The 17,454-nt window shown below is 65.7% G+C and carries 16 protein-coding genes and 1 tRNA gene; 11 read left to right on the top strand and 6 right to left on the bottom strand.

Annotation, left to right across the window (positions count from 1 at the left end; translation table 11 throughout):
• Positions 1-131: 131 nt before the first annotated feature.
• The 3 genes from ACTJJ4_RS00200 to ACTJJ4_RS00190 are packed head-to-tail and all read left to right on the top strand — an operon-like array spanning position 132 to position 1,332.
• Positions 132-518: a hypothetical protein gene (locus ACTJJ4_RS00200; protein WP_440941530.1), complete on the top strand. Its 387-nt coding sequence runs from the start codon at positions 132-134 to the stop codon at positions 516-518.
• Positions 515-859: a hypothetical protein gene (locus tag ACTJJ4_RS00195; RefSeq protein ID WP_440941529.1), complete on the top strand. Its 345-nt coding sequence runs from the start codon at positions 515-517 to the stop codon at positions 857-859. Before ACTJJ4_RS00200 ends, ACTJJ4_RS00195 begins: the two co-directional genes overlap by 4 nt.
• A gap of 53 nt (positions 860-912) precedes the next feature.
• Complete coding sequence (locus ACTJJ4_RS00190) at positions 913-1,332, top strand: hypothetical protein (protein WP_440941528.1); 420 nt, start codon at positions 913-915, stop codon at positions 1,330-1,332.
• Positions 1,333-1,377: 45 nt separating this feature from the next.
• On the opposite strand, the gene ACTJJ4_RS00185 is transcribed toward ACTJJ4_RS00190, so the two are convergent.
• Positions 1,378-1,983 (bottom strand): hypothetical protein, encoded by a 606-nt coding sequence (locus ACTJJ4_RS00185; RefSeq protein ID WP_440941527.1) that lies wholly within the window; start codon positions 1,981-1,983, stop codon positions 1,378-1,380.
• A gap of 886 nt (positions 1,984-2,869) precedes the next feature.
• Between ACTJJ4_RS00185 and ACTJJ4_RS00180 the strand changes: the two genes are divergently transcribed.
• From ACTJJ4_RS00180 to ACTJJ4_RS00170, 3 genes are all read left to right on the top strand, one after another.
• Positions 2,870-5,050: a hypothetical protein gene (locus ACTJJ4_RS00180; protein ID WP_440941526.1), complete on the top strand. Its 2,181-nt coding sequence runs from the start codon at positions 2,870-2,872 to the stop codon at positions 5,048-5,050.
• Entirely contained in the window at positions 5,047-5,883 is an 837-nt protein-coding gene (locus ACTJJ4_RS00175) for a DUF3644 domain-containing protein (RefSeq protein WP_440941525.1), read from the top strand. The genes ACTJJ4_RS00180 and ACTJJ4_RS00175 overlap by 4 nt, the downstream gene beginning before the upstream one ends.
• Positions 5,884-6,195: 312 nt before the next feature.
• Positions 6,196-9,762: an SIR2 family protein gene (locus ACTJJ4_RS00170; protein ID WP_440941524.1), complete on the top strand. Its 3,567-nt coding sequence runs from the start codon at positions 6,196-6,198 to the stop codon at positions 9,760-9,762.
• Positions 9,763-9,941: 179 nt separating this feature from the next.
• Here the strand turns inward: ACTJJ4_RS00170 and ACTJJ4_RS00165 are convergent.
• Positions 9,942-10,015 (bottom strand) — tRNA-Pro (locus ACTJJ4_RS00165).
• Positions 10,016-10,147: 132 nt separating this feature from the next.
• On the opposite strand from ACTJJ4_RS00165, the gene ACTJJ4_RS00160 reads away from it, so the two are divergent.
• From ACTJJ4_RS00160 to ACTJJ4_RS00140, 5 genes are all read left to right on the top strand, one after another.
• Positions 10,148-10,729, top strand: coding sequence for an N-acetyltransferase family protein (locus ACTJJ4_RS00160; RefSeq protein WP_440941523.1), 582 nt, complete (start codon positions 10,148-10,150; stop codon positions 10,727-10,729).
• 22 nt (positions 10,730-10,751) lie between these two features.
• Positions 10,752-11,207, top strand: a complete 456-nt coding sequence (locus tag ACTJJ4_RS00155; protein ID WP_440941522.1) for a hypothetical protein — start codon at positions 10,752-10,754, stop codon at positions 11,205-11,207.
• A gap of 38 nt (positions 11,208-11,245) precedes the next feature.
• On the top strand, positions 11,246-11,914 hold the full coding sequence (locus ACTJJ4_RS00150; RefSeq protein ID WP_440941521.1) for a lysoplasmalogenase: 669 nt from the start codon (positions 11,246-11,248) through the stop codon (positions 11,912-11,914).
• Positions 11,911-12,285: an RNA-binding S4 domain-containing protein gene (locus ACTJJ4_RS00145; RefSeq protein ID WP_440941520.1), complete on the top strand. Its 375-nt coding sequence runs from the start codon at positions 11,911-11,913 to the stop codon at positions 12,283-12,285. Before ACTJJ4_RS00150 ends, ACTJJ4_RS00145 begins: the two co-directional genes overlap by 4 nt.
• Before the next feature lie 383 nt (positions 12,286-12,668).
• Positions 12,669-14,156, top strand: coding sequence for an HNH endonuclease signature motif containing protein (locus ACTJJ4_RS00140; protein ID WP_440941519.1), 1,488 nt, complete (start codon positions 12,669-12,671; stop codon positions 14,154-14,156).
• A gap of 119 nt (positions 14,157-14,275) precedes the next feature.
• Here the strand turns inward: ACTJJ4_RS00140 and ACTJJ4_RS00135 are convergent, their stop codons facing one another.
• From ACTJJ4_RS00135 to ACTJJ4_RS00120, 4 genes are read right to left on the bottom strand one after another with little or no spacing between them, the layout of a single operon-like run.
• Positions 14,276-14,914 carry an AAA family ATPase gene (locus ACTJJ4_RS00135; protein ID WP_440941518.1) on the bottom strand — a complete coding sequence of 213 codons (639 nt, stop codon included), beginning with the start codon at positions 14,912-14,914 and terminating at the stop codon, positions 14,276-14,278.
• 4 nt (positions 14,915-14,918) lie between these two features.
• Positions 14,919-15,824, bottom strand: coding sequence for an NUDIX domain-containing protein (locus tag ACTJJ4_RS00130; protein ID WP_440941517.1), 906 nt, complete (start codon positions 15,822-15,824; stop codon positions 14,919-14,921).
• Between the two features lie 52 nt (positions 15,825-15,876).
• A complete protein-coding gene (locus tag ACTJJ4_RS00125) occupies positions 15,877-16,329 on the bottom strand; it encodes an N-acetyltransferase family protein (protein ID WP_440941516.1) in 453 nt (150 codons plus the stop codon).
• Between the two features lie 29 nt (positions 16,330-16,358).
• Positions 16,359-17,429 carry a Glu/Leu/Phe/Val dehydrogenase dimerization domain-containing protein gene (locus ACTJJ4_RS00120; RefSeq protein ID WP_440941515.1) on the bottom strand — a complete coding sequence of 357 codons (1,071 nt, stop codon included), beginning with the start codon at positions 17,427-17,429 and terminating at the stop codon, positions 16,359-16,361.
• Positions 17,430-17,454 lie beyond the last annotated feature (25 nt).

The following is a 17,454-nucleotide window of genomic DNA, read 5'->3' as shown; positions in this document are numbered from 1 at the left end:
GCTTCGCGGCGCCGATCGGGTCGATCAGTAAGCTGAGCCTCATGCGCCGTACTCCGTCCCCACGCACGAAGAACGGGCCGGCGAACAGCGCGAGCCGAGCGCGTACCGCCGTCGGAGCCGTGATCTCGGCAATGCTCCCGCTGGCGTTGGCGGCCTGCGCGCCGCTCGGCGGCGGTACGTCTGATGCGGAGCACGCCGACGAGTACAGGAACGCCGTCGATTCTCTTCCCCACGTGTCCAGCGTCGAGAGCAACTACAAGACGATCGCCGGTATGGGCCGGACCGCGGATGTGCTCATCCAGGCGGACACGAACGACGAAGCCCTGCTGAAGGAGCTGATGTCATCCGCATTTCCCGCGATCGTGGAGGCGGCTGAGGGCGATCCGGAGGTGAGCTTGTACATCCAGGTGATCGCGGCCGATGGGCAGGACGCGCTCGGGCCGGAGAGCCTCGGATACAGCGGGACGGGGACGCTCACCAGCTACCGTGAGTTCCTCACGTCTCACCCGATCCCGTGACCGAGCATCCGCAGCCCGAGACCGGGCAAGACACCCCACCCGAGCCCACTCCACGAATGCGATCGGGCCTGAAAGGCGTTCTCTGGACGCTTCTCGTCGTGTGGGCGGCATGGATCGCATGCTCGATCGTCGCGCTGAACGGTTCCAGCATTCGCCCTGCCGCCGGCAGCAGCGGGGGCATGATCGCCTTCGATGTGCTCACCATGGCCGTCACTGGAGACAGCAGCATCACGTGGGCGTTGATCGGATGCTGCATCTTCGGCACGATCATGCTCCTGCTCCTGATCGGCCTGCTGATCTGGTACGTCCGGACCCGGAGGAACGAGCACCCGAGGAAATGACGTCACCGCGATGACGCTCAGCAGTACCATCCCGCAGCACCGGAGGAAGAATCATGCCCAAGTACGCTTTCGCACTGGCCGTCGCCGCGGTCGCGCTCCTCACCGGGTGCTCTGCGGCACAGCCGGAACCGACAACGCCACCCAAGCCGCCGAAACCGACGGCATCCGCCGAAACGGTGAGCGTCAAGGAGTCGTGCGAGAAGTTCAACGAGCTCGACCACCGGCTGGCGCAGACCGACCCGAAGGACAACGACGCGCTCGTCGACCTCTACTCCGAGTTCGACGCCGCAGGGCAGGAGGCTGCCGACGACCAGGTCAAGGGTCTGCTGATCTCGATGAGCATCGTCGTCTTGCAGTACACCGACCCCGCCGGGCCGTCCCAGGAGGACAGGGATCAGGCGAGCAGGTTCTTCCTCAGCGCCTCGGGCTCCTGCACTGCCGAAGGAGTCACTCTCAACATGGAGGTGCTCTGACCAGCGGATCGGCGATGATCGTGAGAAGAGCCGGGCTGCCGCAGGTCAGAGCTCCGGAGGTGCGACATGCACGGAGACGAAGCGACGCGGTTCCGAGTCCCACTTGCAGGACATCTCGAGCCAGACATCGAGGCCGGTGGCGGTACCCACCGGGGTGTTGTAGCCCAGGGCGCCGCAGGTCGAGCGAGGATCGGCCGCGTAACCGGTGATCCACGCGCTCAGACCGTCGCTCTCTATGCCCGCAACCGACGCGTAGTCGCGGACGAACGTCACGAACTGCTCATCGTCTTCGGCTCTGACTGTGAGCCATAACTCACCGATCTCGTCGGAACCGGGGGCGACATAAGGGAGGATGCGGTCGCTCGGCACCCGGATGGTCGTCTTCGGGGCGTGGATGGTGACCGCGATCGGGTGCGCACGGTCTCTGGCGCTCACGGCGTTCGCGAAGTCGGACGCCCCGGTCAATCCGATGTCCTGCAGGAGCAGCCGGCCGCTGCTCCAGTCGAAGTTCGCGCTGCCGTTTCTCTGGATGCGCTCAGCACCGGCATCGCTCAGCGACGAATTGCCCGCAGCTCCTTCGGCGGATCCCGTCGGCCCGGCCTTCGAGACGCTCCATCCGAAGCAGCCGGTCAGCCCCACCATCATCGTCATCGCAACGAGACCCCATGCCACAACGATGGCGGGTCGAGAATGCCCCCGAAACCTCATCGTCTGAGCCTACGGGCTCGGACGAGATCCTTCACGGCCCGGGGCTCCACTCTCTCCAGTGATGCCCGATCATGGGTCGATTCGGCGTCACACCGATGCCGACGGATCCCAGCTGGATGCTGCTCTCGATGCGCGTAGCCTCGCCGAGATCGTCACCGAACGCGCATGGTTCGTCCGGCTCGATCGTCAGCGGCCCGGACCTGATGCGCATCGTCGGGTCCGGGCATTGTGCAGGCGCCGCCCGGTCCGGCGTGAGGAGCCTCTCAGTGCCGCGTGGCGCCTCTTCACAGGTGCGAGTAAACGCACGAGGAGGGCCCCGATCCTTGCGGATCGAGACCCTCCTCGTGCGTTTCGGTCGGGCTGACAGGATTTGAACCTGCGACCCCTTGACCCCCAGGTGGCAGAACAGCCTCGCTCGGGGAAACTTCCGCATGATTCTGCGACTCAGCGGTTGCCCTGCAATGCATGGGATGCAGGGAATCGCATGATTGTGGTCCCCTCTTGGTCCCCTCGGTGCCGCCCGCCAGAGACCTCCTGCTGCCGCTCGGACGCGGCGCGTCTCGACGGATACTCCTCTTGGTCGCCGGGCGATGCCAACCTAGAGGTGACGGCTCGCTAGATCCGTAACCGGTCAGAACGAATGCACGAGGTAGGGCAAGGCCGCCACCCTCTGCTAGAAAGGGGGTCACTCGTGGCTTCGGAGGCTGCTCTGACAACGGGCAAGGTGGTTCTGCGTCCGTGGCGTGTCGGAATAGTCCTGGACACCGCGGACCCGTCCGCGGTCCGTGGGACGATCCGAGCCCTGAGCGCAGTATGGGGTGGCATCTACATGCCGTTGCTGAACGTGAACGATGGCATCGACCGGCTCAAAGAACAGGCCGCCGCGTTCGACGTCGACTCGTTGTACTCCGACATCGATGACGAAGAGCTGCAGAAGTTCCTTCGCTCCCCAGGATGGGCATGGCAAGGCTACGGAGAATACGGACCGCTCGTCGACGATCCCGAGACATCGATCCGGCACGGTCTTCTCAAGTGGGGCGAGTTGGTCGATGTCGCGAAATGGGTGGCGCAACCTCATTGGTCGGACGAGGATCCCGATGATCTCGCCTATGCTGCGATGTTCGGCCTCCCACCGCTGTCCGATCGACCAGATCCGGCAGAGGGCGTCTCGGTGGCGGAGGCGCTGGCGCTTGACCCGTCGCAGTCGACGTCCGGTCTAGTCCATGCCACTGCCAGCCACCTGACGTTGTTCGGAGCAGAACATCGAAACCGTACCGGAGGAGTCCTGGTACTCCGTCCTGGCAACACACACGATGTCGTCGACTATTGGAACCTCCGGGCAATGGGCGTCGACGTCACAGCGATCCCCGCGGGTGCCGCGACTGACACCTTGGAAGCTCTACTAGCCAGCCCACTGCCTACGCAGACGAGGATGTCGGGGGGGCCTAATCCGACGTCACGGGAGGTGCTGCTGGTGTGCGGCGCAGAGGACGCAGACGGCGCCTTGCTCGACCTCCTCAACGCACGGGCTGCTCAACTCGGAGCGACGATCAGCCATGAGGCCGAGATCCCATGGCCAAGGGACTTCTTCCCTGGAATCACGACACGCTTCTCGCGGTCGTTCAGCCAGGACTCCCGACCGACGTCGCAAATGGTTGAGGTCCCGCTTCCCGAACTGCCGCTCGTGGACCGACCTTCGTCCATATGGCGAGGCATCATCGCCGCCGAGTTGCAACCCCATACTTCGCTGGGGCACGATCCTCGACTCACGGTGGCCATCCCGCCGTACCGTCGACACTCCCAGCTACTTGAGCACACCGCCAACTTGCGAGGGATCAGGCAGAGGCGCTCTGCAGCGACAGCACAGGTGATGGGCGTCGACGCCACCGCCGACACGGCACCGCTGGCCTTCGCTTCTAACCTTGATGTCTTCCAACGCCTCTTCGACGACCCCTCAGTTGAGGTCTCGCAATCTGACATCGGCAAGTTCCAATCCCGTGCCGCCGAACGGCTAGGCGGCCCATTTGGTGGCCTCTTCAACCAGCCCGGGGCGCGCGCGGTTCTGTCTGAGACAGCGCGGAAGGGCGAGGGGCTCCACCTCGATCACCTACGCCGCATCTTCATCGACAACAAGGGCCTGTGGCCTGGCTGGTTCTACAGGGACCAGAAGGACTACGGCGTGGGGGAAGTCCGCAGCCTGCTAAATACCGGCCTGTTTGTGCCGACGAGCCGAGTCCAATGCGCTCATTGCCGTGTTAATCGCTGGTTGTCCGCCGACGACCTCGCCACGCGCGTCGAGTGCGAGCTGTGCGGTGAGCAGTTCAACTTGGCGCTATCGCACTCCCTGGTCAGGCCCGAATGGCGCTATCGACTTGCTGCCCATCTACGGCCTGACCAAGTTGACTCCCTGGTCTCGGTCCTCGCCACCGCCTCGTTGCTACGACAGTTTCGACACGTGGAAGAAGCCATGATGCCCCACGTCTTGGGACTCGAAGTCGCTGCCGGCGGGAAGAAGATTGAAATAGACGTAGCGGTCTATCTTCCCGACCGCGACTGGACAGTCGTGTTGGGAGAAGTGAAGACACACAGCCGGATTGACGAGAACGACGTCCTCAACCTTGAGCTCCTCGAGAAGCGTCTCTCGCAGGCAGGAGTCCGGACCGTCACGCTGTTCGCCACGATGAAAGATGAGTTCAACGAAGCCGAGCGCTCCGCACTCAAGGCACGAGTGGAGCGGTCACGCCTCGTGAAGACATCCCGAGGTGATCTCGCTCCCAACGTGCCCCTGGTCCTGACGGGGCCTGACCTCTCGCACCCGCCGATGTCGGAAGGCCACCCCTGGCGTTGGGAGCACAACTACCAAGGACTCCTGGGAACGGCACTGGCCTCCTGCAAGCGAAATCTCGGGCTGGAGGACTACGGACGAGCGTCAGCTGACGAGATCACGTGGCGTTGGAGTACTCCCGCTGACGCCCCGGCAACCAGCGCCGCAGAAGAGCCCGAAGCATGAGCGCGCCATACGTTTCGATCAAACGCCTGGTCGACAACTCCCTCGCCGCGATGCTCTCCGCGGTGGAGATCTACAACAAGCCGCAGATGACCTATCGCGACGAAGTGACCGTGATGCTCATCGTCAACGCGTGGGAACTGGCGCTCAAGGCGGCCCTGCGGCAAACGAACCGGTCCATCTTCTACAAGAAGGAACGTGGCGAGCGCCACCGCTCGATCGGGATCGACGACGCACTCGGGCGAATGAACGCCAACACGCTGTGGCCCCCGGAAGTGGACGGCGCCGCGGTGACCGCTAACGTGAAGGCTCTCGCCGAATATCGCGACCGTGCGATCCACCTGTACAACGCGCACGGACTCGGCGCAGTCGTCTACCCGTTCCTTCAACAAAATGTTCTGAACTACCGAGATTTTGTGCTGGCGAAATTCAAGAAAGACCTTGCCGAATCAATGACGTGGCAACTGCTACCGCTTGGCGCGACGCCGCCTGCCGACGCAGTCCAGTTCATGAGGGTCAACAAGGACGCCGCGATGGTCGCCGAGGTAGAGGAATTCATCAACGAACTACGGTCCTTGATGGACGATACCCAAGCCTCCGGCGGGGACATGGGGCGAGTGGCGACGATCTACGACATCCACATGCAGTCGCAGAAGAAGATGACGAGCGCCGACCTCGTGGTCGCGGTATCACCAACTGCTGACGGGCGGATCGCGATCCGAAAGACGGACCCAAACCAGACGCATCCCTTCAGCGCAACGGAGCTACTCAAGAAGGTCAATGAGAAGCGCAAGGGCCGGCCAATCACGTCGTACGACCATCAGGCCATGTGCTAGAAGGAAGCGCTTCGGACCAACACCACATACGCCTGGAAGCACAGCAACGGTGCAGCACACGTGTGGTCCGGCGACGCCGTGACCTATCTTGCATCGTTGACCGACCGGCAGTACGACGCGGTACGGGCCCACTATCGCGAGCATCTCCGCGACGCGAAGAAGGAAGGCCGGAAGAACTAGTGCGCCAGACGACGTGGCCTGTGGGCCTGAGGGGCGGTCACGGCTCACCGCCAATCGATGGCGCGTTGATGAGCTCTATCCCGTCCCCACGCATCGACGGCGGTCTATCACCATGCGGTAGTAAGTAGAGCTATGAGAATCACCGACGACGTCGACTTGCCCGAAGCCCTCATCAATGCGGCCGCCGCCGGCGATCTAGTCCTGTTCATCGGTGCCGGAGCCTCTATGAACCCACCATCGGGCCTCCCCTCGTTCACCGAGCTAGCCGCACAACTGGCCGTAACGACAGGCGTCAAGTGGGATGAGCGACTGGAGCCCGATGCATTCATTGGGCGATTGTGTGATTCCGATCCCACGGTGAGAGAGCGCGCCCGCTCCATCATCGCCACGCCAACCTCGAATCCCAACGACACACACCGCGCAATCGTTCGGCTTAGTAGGGCGTGCGGCACCATCCGCATCGTAAGCACGAACTACGACGAACACCTCTCGACCGCCGCCGCGGAGCTCGCGATCGAGATTGGCGACGTCTACAACGGGCCCGCAGTACCCCTCGGGCGCGACTTCACAGGGCTCGTGTACCTCCACGGCCGTGTTTCGCGCCCCGCGGCAGAACTCGTGATCACCGACGATGATTTCGGCCGCGCGTATCTCTTTGATGGATGGGCAAGGCGATTCGTCACGGATCTGTTTCTCAATCGCACTGTCCTGTTCGTCGGCTACAGCCACAGCGACGCCGTGATGAAGTATCTTGCACGAGGACTGCCGCCCACCACGAAGAGGTTCGCGCTTACACACACTCCGGACGACCCGAAGTGGAACGACCTACGTATCACCCCGATCGACTATCCGAAGGCAGCCAAACACGTCGCACTGACGACGGCGCTAGACGAATGGGCGCGCCGACTCGAAATGGGCCAGCTCGATCATCGCACCAGGGTCCACGACATCGTCAGCGGTGGACCACCCAAGCTGCCGGTCGAGGCTGACTACCTTGCCGCGGCGCTCAATCTTCCCGCTGGCGTCAGGGCCTTCAGCGAGAAGGCGCGCGGCAAGGAGTGGCTTCTTTGGGCTGAGCAGCAGCCGGCGTTCTTGTCGTTGTTCACCCCAGGGCAGCACACGACTGACGAAAGCCAAGTGCTGGCGCAGTGGTTTGCTGACCGCTATGTGGCTGACCCCGAGATGACGGATCTGGCGCTTGCTACCCTTGCGAGACAAGGACCGATCGTGTGCGCTCGACTGCGCCACGCGATCGCCTACGCCGCCTATGGCCTCCGCGAGTCCTCACCGGAGTTGGCGACAAGATGGACCGTCATCGTGGCAACTGCGCTGCGAACACATGATGAGGACCCCGAAGAAACGTGGAACATCCTGCACCGACCGACGGTGCGCGGTGTGTCCGCACTTCCCCTTCTGCGGCGCGCACTCCAACCTCGGCTTCAATTCAAGATGGAGCGGCCCTGGTATCTCGAAGAGACCGAAGCACACGACCGGACCAAACCAAGTGTGAGGTGGTCAAGCTCGACGTCAGATTTGCAGCAACTCTGGAATGCAGTGCGCGAGGGCCTTCCGGCGGGCGCTACCTCCATCCTTCAGATATTCGAACAGTCTCTGAACGATGCATACGAGTTGCTAGCAACGTGCGAGCCGAACAGGTCTTGGGACAGTTGGTCGCGTCGGCGCTCAGCCATTGAACCGCACGATCAGAATCAGTTCCGAGATTACGAAAGCACCCTAGTCGACGCCCTTCGAGACACAAGCGTGGAACTAATCGGAACAGACGGTTCCATCATCGAACGCTGGCTGAAAAGCGACTTCGCACTCTTCCGTCGGCTGGGTCTCCACCTCGTCACTGAGCATCCCGCCATGAGCGCCCACGACAAGCTCTTGATGCTACTTGCAGGATCGCAGCTCTACGACCATCACAGTAAGCACGAGGTCTTCCGACTTCTTGCGACGATCGCGCCGAACCTGGAGGACGTCGATCGAGAGCTGCTCCTCGAACATGTCCTCATAGGTCCTCCACCATTTGGCCTCGGACCCGAGCGCGAAGAGCAACTGCACGAAAGATGCATCTTTGACATCGTCGAGTGGCTCACACGCTACGTCAACGAATGGGACGAACTTGAACGCGCCGTTGCCGCCATCCGAGAGCACCGACCGACCATCGGAGTGCGCCCGCATCCCGACTTCGACCATTGGATGGACTCGGGCAGCTGGGTCGAGGAGGCAGCACCATTCACCGCCGACGAGTTTGTCGGCGCATTCGACGCGCACGGCCCTGGGGGTGCCGTTGCACTGGCCGTCGATCAGTCGTACGTCGACGACGCGCTCGATGGACCGACTTGGCAAGGCGGGTGTGCCGTCATGCAGGCGGCGATCGAGAGCCGACCGGACGTTGGTCTGGCACTCCTCGGAGAGCCGATCGTCTCGGAAAACACCGATTGGGAGAGCGACTTCAGGGCCGCGATCATCACCGGACTCGGCAACGCGACGCTCACGGACCAGCAGATCCAATCGGCGCTCGCACCACTCCGAGACCTCATCATCGACCCGCGACTCGCCCGTTCGATCAGCGATTTTTTCCTCTCGGCCGTAGACAGCAAAGCACTCGAGCACTCGGAAGCGGTGCTGGTTCGGCTCGATGAGCTAGCAAGCGCTGTGTGGCGCACGCATGCTCCCGAGATGGAGGAACACGACTCCCAAGATTGGCTGATGCTCGGACTCAACACCTGGCCTGGAGTCCTCGCCCAATACTGGGTCAACCGCGTGCGCGTTCGGTGGACAGTGGAAGGAGACGATTGGCGCGGGCTCTCCACCGCTGACAAAGGGGCCGCGGCAAGGCTGCTGGATCCCGCTGACAACGCAACCCGCGCGAGCCTGGCGATCATCGCCGCGGACACCTACTTCATATTCGGCGCTGACCCCACGTTCGCACGCGAGCAGCTCTTTCCATTGTTCGACGCCACGACAGGTGAAAGAGCGATGCAGGCCTGGAAGAGCTACTTACACCACCCCCGAGCCAACGATGCGATGCTGGAGGCCGGCTTCTGGCAGCAGCTGACTTCGGCCCACGTCCTGATCGCCGACCTGGGCTCCGACCACGGTCTTGAGCGCCAGTATTGGTGGATGATGGCGTCGATCTGCATCCGATCGGGGGCAGACGTTATCGATGCGTCGGCCTTTCTCGCCCGCCTCACCGAACCTGCGCAAGTCTGTAGCTTCATCAATGCGATGACCGACGTGCTCCACGACATCGACGAAGCGGAATCGACGAACGCTTGGAGTGCGTGGATTGCCGAGAGCCTCCGAGGCCGCCTCTCCCAGCCGCCCAGCATGATTCCCGTGCAAGAACGTACAGCGTGGGGCGACTTGGCGCTCCGGACGAGCGGCGGAATCGCCCTGGAGGCTCTCGAACTCACCGACTCTGCGCCGGGACCGCTCGGCGAGCACTCCACGTTTGACGATCTTCCGCCAGCCGTCGTCAGCGCGCATCCAGACAGGATCGCCCAGATCGTCACCCGTCGCCTCGCGCAGATGAATCAAGCCGATTGGCACACCGCTCACGAATTGCAGTCGGTCGTGGGCGTACTCAAGGCGAACCACGTCAGCGATCAGGACCTTCGAAACCTCGCGGAACAGGCCATGCGGATCGGCATATACAACGCCGGGTCTTGGGTCGAGGAGGGCACTGTCTGACCGCCTGGACTCGAGCCTCAGGAGACCACTCTGCGCTCGCAATCGACATCGACTTGCGTTGCGCGCAGAAGCGGCGCGCGGAGCCTCTCGGCGCCGCGTGGCCGCTCTTCACAGGTGCGAGTAAACGCACGAGGAGGGCCCCGATCCTCGCGGATCGAGACCCTCCTCGTGCGTTTCGGTCGGGCTGACAGGATTTGAACCTGCGACCCCTTGACCCCCAGTCAAGTGCGCTACCAAGCTGCGCCACAGCCCGTTGTGATCCGCACCGGAGCGCGGGCAACTCCACAATCCTAGCCCACTCGAACCGTGCTCGCGAACCGGCGAAACCGGGCGTGGCGCGAACGGCCCGTTGCCGATGTCCGAGGCTCCGCGTAGCGTGCCCTGCATGACCTCGATCACCACGGAACGCGCGACGATCAGCCGGTGGGACGACGTGCAGCACTCCCTCTCTGGAGGCGGCGACGGTCGCAGCTGCCAGTGCATCTGGCCGGTCGCGAGCAATGCGGAGTGGCAGTCCACCACGGTCGAGCAGCGGCGCGACATGCTGCACGACGAGATCGCGGCCGGTCCCCCACCCGGACTCATCGCCTACGTCGACGGTGAGGCCGCGGGCTGGATCCGGATCGGACCGCGCAGCGCGCAGACGCGCATCGTCCGCACCCGGGCCATCGTCGCCGCCACCGCCGAACCGCTGGACGACGCGAGCGTGTGGGCGGTGACCTGCTTCGTCATCAGACGCGATCACCGCGGGATAGGCCTCAGCGCCCAGCTGCTCGACGCTGCCATCGACTACGCGCGCGAGGCCGGCGCGCGCCTCATCGAGGCGTATCCCGTGGACACCTCCGAGGGCACGCATCACTCCAACGACCTCTTCCACGGCACGCTCTCCACCTTCCTCGCGCACGGATTCCGCCAGACCGAAGCACTCACCCGCGGCCGTGTCCTCGTGGTGCGCGAGCTGGGATGACCGTCCGCGCTACCGTGAAGCCATGAGCGCACAGCATCCGCCGATCGACGACCCCGACCTCGGCCTCCTCACCCGCGCCGAGAGCACCTTCGACGACGGCACCGTCGCGGTCCACGACTGGTATGCGGGCAGCGTCGACGACGGCGACGCGCACGTCGAGCTGATGATCGACGGCCCCGAGGTCGACGACGTGCGTGCCCGGCTCCCCCGCCTGCGCTCGGTGGTCGCCGATATCGACAGCATCCGCCGTCGCGCCTCGGATGCCGTGATCACCCACTTCAGCGATGTCGAGCCCGAGCCGCACGAACTGGATGAGGGCGCGTCCGACCTGCGACTCGAGGCCATCGAGGCATCCGCCGACGACGAGATCGTGCTGCACTTCGTGGACACCTGCGGCCAGCACTTCCCCGAGGGCTACTGGCCCGCCGCGCACCTCGCCGCCGACGGCACCGTCGCCGCCGTGACGGTCGAGTCGTGAGCTCGCCGGCCGTCTCTCGCGCAGGTCGACCGGAGCGGATGCCGCGCACAGCGCGCCCGCTCGATGTCATCACGTGGATTCCCTACGTCGCCCTCGCGCTCATCCACGTCACCGCCATCGCCCTGGACAGCCCTCTCGCACCCCCGACCAAGCTGTGGCTGATGCCCCTGCTGGCGATTCCCGTCGCTTATGCGGCTCCCCGGCTGCGCCCGCGGGTGGTCATCGCGCTCCTGCTCGCAGCCCTGTTCTTCTCCTGGCTCGGAGACTCCGCCGGAGCCTTCTTTCCGGCATTGCCGGAGCTGCCTCTCATGCTGGGCTTCTTCGGCATCGCGCACATCGCGTACATCGCACTGTTCCTCCGCTTCGCGCGCGTCCGTCGCCTCCCGTGGTGGACACTGATCTATGTCGCGTGGTGGGTCGGGATGCTCGCGATCCTCGGCCCGCACACCGGCGACCTCTTCCCCGCCGTGGCCGCGTACGGGCTCGTCCTCGCAGGCACAGCTGCGACCGCGGCACGCTGCCACCCGATCGTCACCATCGGCGGCGCCTTCTTCCTCGCCAGCGACTCGATCCTCGCCTTCCGGCTGTTCCTGCCGGAAGGCCTGCCCGCGTGGATGGGACCGGCGGTCATGATCACCTACACGATCGGACAGGGACTGATCGTGTGGGGTGTGCTCGGGACGCTCGCCGGAAGGACGCAGAGATGACGGATGCCGTGAAGCCGGCGCGCATCGACAGCTGGCTCTGGGCGATCCGCGTCTACAAGACCCGATCCGCCGCCACCACAGCGGTGCGTGCGGGGCATGTGCGCGTGAACGGAGAGCGCATCAAGGCCGCACAGACTGTGAAGCCCGGAGACGAAGTGCGGGTGCGGATCTCCGGATTCGACCGGATCCTCATCGTGCGGCAGACCCTGACCAAGCGCGTCGGAGCACCCGTGGCGGCCACCGCCTACGACGACCGCACGCCGCCGCGTGATCCGGTGGCCATGCTCGCCGTCCGGGATCGCGGTGCAGGTCGACCGACCAAGCGCGAGCGCCGCGAGATCGACCGCCTGCGCGGGCGCGACGATCTCTGAGAACGCGGCGCCTGAAGCGGGATGAACGGGCTGAACCGGCATGCGCGTGATCGGGAAGTCCAGATCATCAGAAGAAAACGGCGCTCGAGTCGCTTCCATTATTCGAATATTTGTACTACACTGGATGCATGATGACGGGACTCGACTCTCTCCTCCAGCGGCGTGACGCGCTGCTGGAGGCGTGGGTGTCGAAGCAGCGGCAGATCGCCCGTCTGCAGGCCGAAGCCGCCGAACTGCTCGCTGAGCGGTGGGAGCTGTTCGAGGAGGAGAACGCCACCGCGCCAGGGCATCAGGGCGTGATCGAACGCTCCATGCTCGCCGAGTACTCCGCGGCCGGACACGTCTCCAAGGGCGCGATGGAGTACTCGTTCACGGATGCCCGGATGCTGGCGCAGTTCCCGGCCATCCGTGCGGCCTTCCAGGACGGGCGAATCACGCCCGCTCATGTGCGGCACCTGCTGGCCGAGTCTCAGCCGGTGCGTGAAGCGATCGATACCGGCGAGGTCACCCCGGACACGCTGGGTTTGTACGAGCAGGCTGCCCTGGAGATCGCCGAGCATGACACCGCCGCCCGCACCCGAGCACACGCCCGTCAGGTCGCCGCGGCCCTGGCCGGTGCGACGGTGGTGGAGCAGCACACGAAGGCCTTCGACGAACGGACGGTCACGATCCGCTCCGTCGGCGACGGGCTGGCGCTGTTGCAGGCGGTGCTGCCCGAGGTCCTCGCGGTGGCGATCCACGACCGACTCACCCGGATGGCGCGCCACCTCTCCGGCCACCGGGAAGACCGCGACCCGACCCTGCCGCCACACGAACCGTCCGCGGAGGAGTGGGCAGCATGGGAAGCCGAGTTCACCGCCGCGGACCGTGCCGAGCAGGCCCTGTTCGCGGAGATCGCCCGCGGCGATGCCCTCACCTCACAGGAGGACGAGGGCCGCTCCACTGCTGCAGGTCAGGCCACCGCGATTGCGGGCCCGGCCGGCCCGACAGCGGGCACCGACGACGCGACGAACAGCATCGGCGGTTCGAACTCCGACGTCGATGACACCTCGGATGATCACTTCGGCGATTACCTGAAACAACGGCTGGACTCGGACGGGTTCTGGCCCGATGAGGATGATCCGGATCCTGGTGGGCCGCGGCAGGAACCGGACCTGAACCACTGGACGGACCCGAACGTCGATCCGGACAGTCCGTGCATCATCCACCTCTCCGACGACCCGCGCACGTACGACCAGCTGCGCGCGGACCTGCTCACCGACCTGCTTCTCACCACGAACCCATCGGATGCGCACGGGACCGCGCTGGGGAGCATCCGCGCGACCGTCCAGGTCACCGTCGCGGCCACCACCCTCCACGGTGAGGACAACAAGCCTGCCGAACTCGACAGTCACGGGCCCCTCCACCCGGACACCGCCCGCACCCTCGCCGGCGCGAACACAGGGTGGACCCGGTTGTTCCTGAACCCGGGCGGGATGATCGCCGAGACCGACACCTATACGCCGACGGAACCGATGCGCAGGTTCCTCAGGGCCCGAGATCAGCACTGCCGGTTCCCCGGCTGCCGCATGCCCATCCACCGATGCGAGTCAGACCATAACCTCGACTGGGCCCTCGGCGGCAAGACCTCCATCGAGAATCTCGCGTACTTCTGCAAGACCCACCACGCCCTCAAGCATCCCGACCTCCCCGACTTCGCTCGCTGGACCGCGAGGCAGACCGAGGATCAGACCGTCGAGTGGGTCAGCCCCACCGGACGCACCCACCCCGATCCCGCACCCAGACGCGTCATGTTCGTCCCATCCGAGACCGAACCGACTGGTCTGTGGCACAGACCCCAGACCGCCCAGCAAGCCGGCTCCCCCTTCTGAATCACAGATGGAAGGCTCGTCGACACCCCCCTGCGACCGGCAACGTCGATACTCGGTTCTGCGATGCCGTGGAGCGCCAACAGGCATCGTCGGGCGCCCGTCGATGCCGTCTGGAGGAATCACAGCGCCCGTCGGTGCGCGAACGGCCCACTGCCGGGATGCGGAGGTTTCCCGGCCGTGGCTGCGAAGCTGCTCTCCGCCTCGATCACTCGCGCATCATGAGCCGAGTTGTCGACGATCAGGTCAGCATGACGCCATGGCGATGCCGCACCGAAGTACAGGCGTTGTCCTCCCACGTACCGGCGCATGCCGACATGCTCAGGATTGGGATTCGTCCCGTCCCTCTCCGCCATGCGAGCAGCCGTCACCGCGAAGGGGACGTCGAGGAACACGGAGAAGTCCCACCGGTCTCTCAGCTCCTCACGATGCAGGAACATGCCCTCCACGATCACGAAGGTTCCGTCATCCGAGGCACGACAAGCATCGTCCACCGCCGCGATCATCGACGGCAGATCGTATGTGTCGAGCCAGAAGCCCTCAGGCGAGGATCGGCCTCTCGCGTGCCGGATCTCGGGCGGGTTCAGATGATCGTCAGCATGGACGACCGTCACAGATGACGGTCGCAGCGAGTCGACGAGCCGTGCGGTGAACGTCGTCTTGCCGCTGCCGTCCACACCGTCGATGGCGATGAGTGCTGCGCGATGCGCCACCGAGAGCCCGCGAACTCCCGCAAGCATGGCATCGAGCGCCTCGCTCACGTCCTCAGTCCAGCCGCTCCAGCAGCCAGCCCGACGACTGCACCTGGGCCCCGAGCTCCTCGAGGCGTGCACGCAGACCGCGGTCACTCGTGATGGCCGTCACGACGAACCCGCCATCGCGCAGCCGCCGCGCCTCGTCGACGATCGCGTCGTCGCCCGCACCGGACGCGCGCAGCGTCACGACGCGCTCATCCACGGCATCCGGGATCTCCCGCGCCTCGCCCTCCACGACCAACGACACCGGCGGATACCAGAGGTCCGCCGCGACACCGAGGTCGGGCGCGACCACTCCCCTGGCCGTCCACGTAGACAGCCGCTCGCGCAGTCGCTCCGCCGCACCAGCACGGTCCTTCCACCATCCGTCCGGCACGGAGCCCACGACGTTGGCCGCATCGACGACGACCGCAGGTCGCGCAGACAGCAGGGCGCGCAGCATCGGCCACGCCGCGCCGAACCCGGGATGCAGCGGACGCTGATCCACCTCGTCCACGGGCACCCACTCCAGCGCGAGGCTCTCGGGGTCGCTGATCACCGGCTCGAACGACGACACCACGTCGGCGACCACGGTCGTGTACGACCAGATCCGCAGATCCAGCACGCTCGCGAACCGTGCCCGCAGGGCGCCATCCGGGATCCCCGCCTCCTCCTGCGCCTCGCGCAGCGCGCCGTCACGCGCGGACTCGCCCTCATGCAGCGCGCCGCCGGGAATGCCCCAGGTGCCGCCGAAATGGCTCCAACCCACCCGATGCTGCAGCAGCACGCCGCGCTCGGGGTCGAACGCGAGCACACCGGCGGCGCCGAATCGACCCCAGTACCGCTCGCCCGACTCGGCGACGACCCATGCATCCCCCGGGTCCCGCGGTCCGTCCGGACGGCGCGGCTCACCGGGTTGCACAGGAATGATCGTCACCCGTTCAGCCTTTCACAGCTGCACGGCGCAGCGGCCACGAAGACGAAGTGAGTCAGCCCAAGGCATCCGGGGCGTACCGCAGCACGTTCGTGTCGCGGCGGACGAACCCGACGGATTCGTACAGCCGCAGCGCCGCCTCGCGCGACGGGCGTGAGGTCAGGTCCAGTGTTCTCAGCCCGCGTTCGCGCGCGAGAAGGGTCGCCCGCTCCAGCAGCAGACGGGCGATCCCCTTCCCGCGCATCGACTCGTGGACGGCGACATCCTCGACGATCCCGCGAATGCCCGTCGGGAGCGGGAACGTGACGATCGTCGTCATGCCGACGATCCGCCCCTGCTCGCGGACGACCAGCATCTCCGTCGCATCGTGCGTGATCATCGACTCGATGCGAGTCCGATCGAACACGGCGGTCGTCGACAGCAGCCCGAGCAGATGCCGCAGGTCGACGGCATCCTCATCGCTGACCGAGACGAGCACCTCGACCTCGTGCCGCACACTGTCGCCCATCGTCATCCTCTCGTCAGCCGGTTCGGACGTTACCGTGCGCCCACCGCGGCGCCCGCACGCAGCCGCGACGCGGCGAGCTCCTCGGCCGCCTGCAGGGGCGTGACACCACGCTCCTCCGCGTCGTCCAGGATCGTGCGCACGGTGTCGCCGATCGCGGCGACGCGGGCCATGATCTCGTCGCTCGTGCCGAGCTGCTTCGCCTCCAGATCGAGGTAGATCACGCCGCCCGCGTTGACGACGAAGTCGGGCGCGTACAGGATGCCGCGCCCGGCGAGGCGATCCGCGCCGGAGCGGTCCGCCAGCGGGTTGTTCGCCGGACCGCACACGGCCTTCACATCCAGCGCGTCGATGACCTCGTCGGTCAGCACACCGCCGATGCCGGCGGGAACGAACACGTCGCCGGGGACCAGGTGCTCGGTGCCCGGCTCGACCCAGGTCGCACCGATCTCCTCGGCGAACGAGCGCCGCACGGGATTGATGTCGGTCACGGTCAGCTGCGCGCCCTGCTCCGCCAGGCGCGCGGCGAGTCGTCCGCCGACCTGCCCGAGGCCCGAGATCGTCACCCGACGCCCTTCGGCGGATGCCGATCCGGTGACGCGCTCCAGCACCGCCTGCAGCGAGGCGTACACGCCGAGACTCGTCGGCCCTGCGGGCTCACCCGAACCACCGACGGTCGACGGCAGCCCGACCACATGCTGCGTGCGCTCGCTCACGGTGAGCATGTCCTCGGTCGTCGAGCCCACATCCTCCGCGGTGCGGTACAGCCCGCCCATCAGCTCCACGGCGTCGCCGAGGTCGAGGAACGCGGCGCGACGCTGGTCGGCATCCAGGGTCTGCCCCGGCTCCAGACGGATGACGGACTTGCCGCCACCCGCATCCAGACCGGCCGCGGCGTTCTTCAGCGTCATCGCGGCCGAAAGGCGCAGGGCGTCGCCGAGGGCGTCGCTCCAGTGCGGGTAGGTCCACAGCCGCGCCCCGCCGAGGGCGGAGCCGAGCACCGAGGAGTGCAGAGCGACGGCGATGAACAGTCCGCTGCGGCATCCCGTCGTCACCTCCACGCGCTCGTGGGCGAAGTCGGGCAGGGGCAGGGTGTGCGTCATCGCAGTCTCCTTCGGCGGGCCTCGT

This window comes from Microbacterium sp. 22195, assembly GCF_052056515.1.
Taxonomy (GTDB): domain Bacteria; phylum Actinomycetota; class Actinomycetes; order Actinomycetales; family Microbacteriaceae; genus Microbacterium.
Note: the sequence above shows the minus strand (reverse complement) of the source record. Positions and strands in the feature narration are given on the sequence as shown.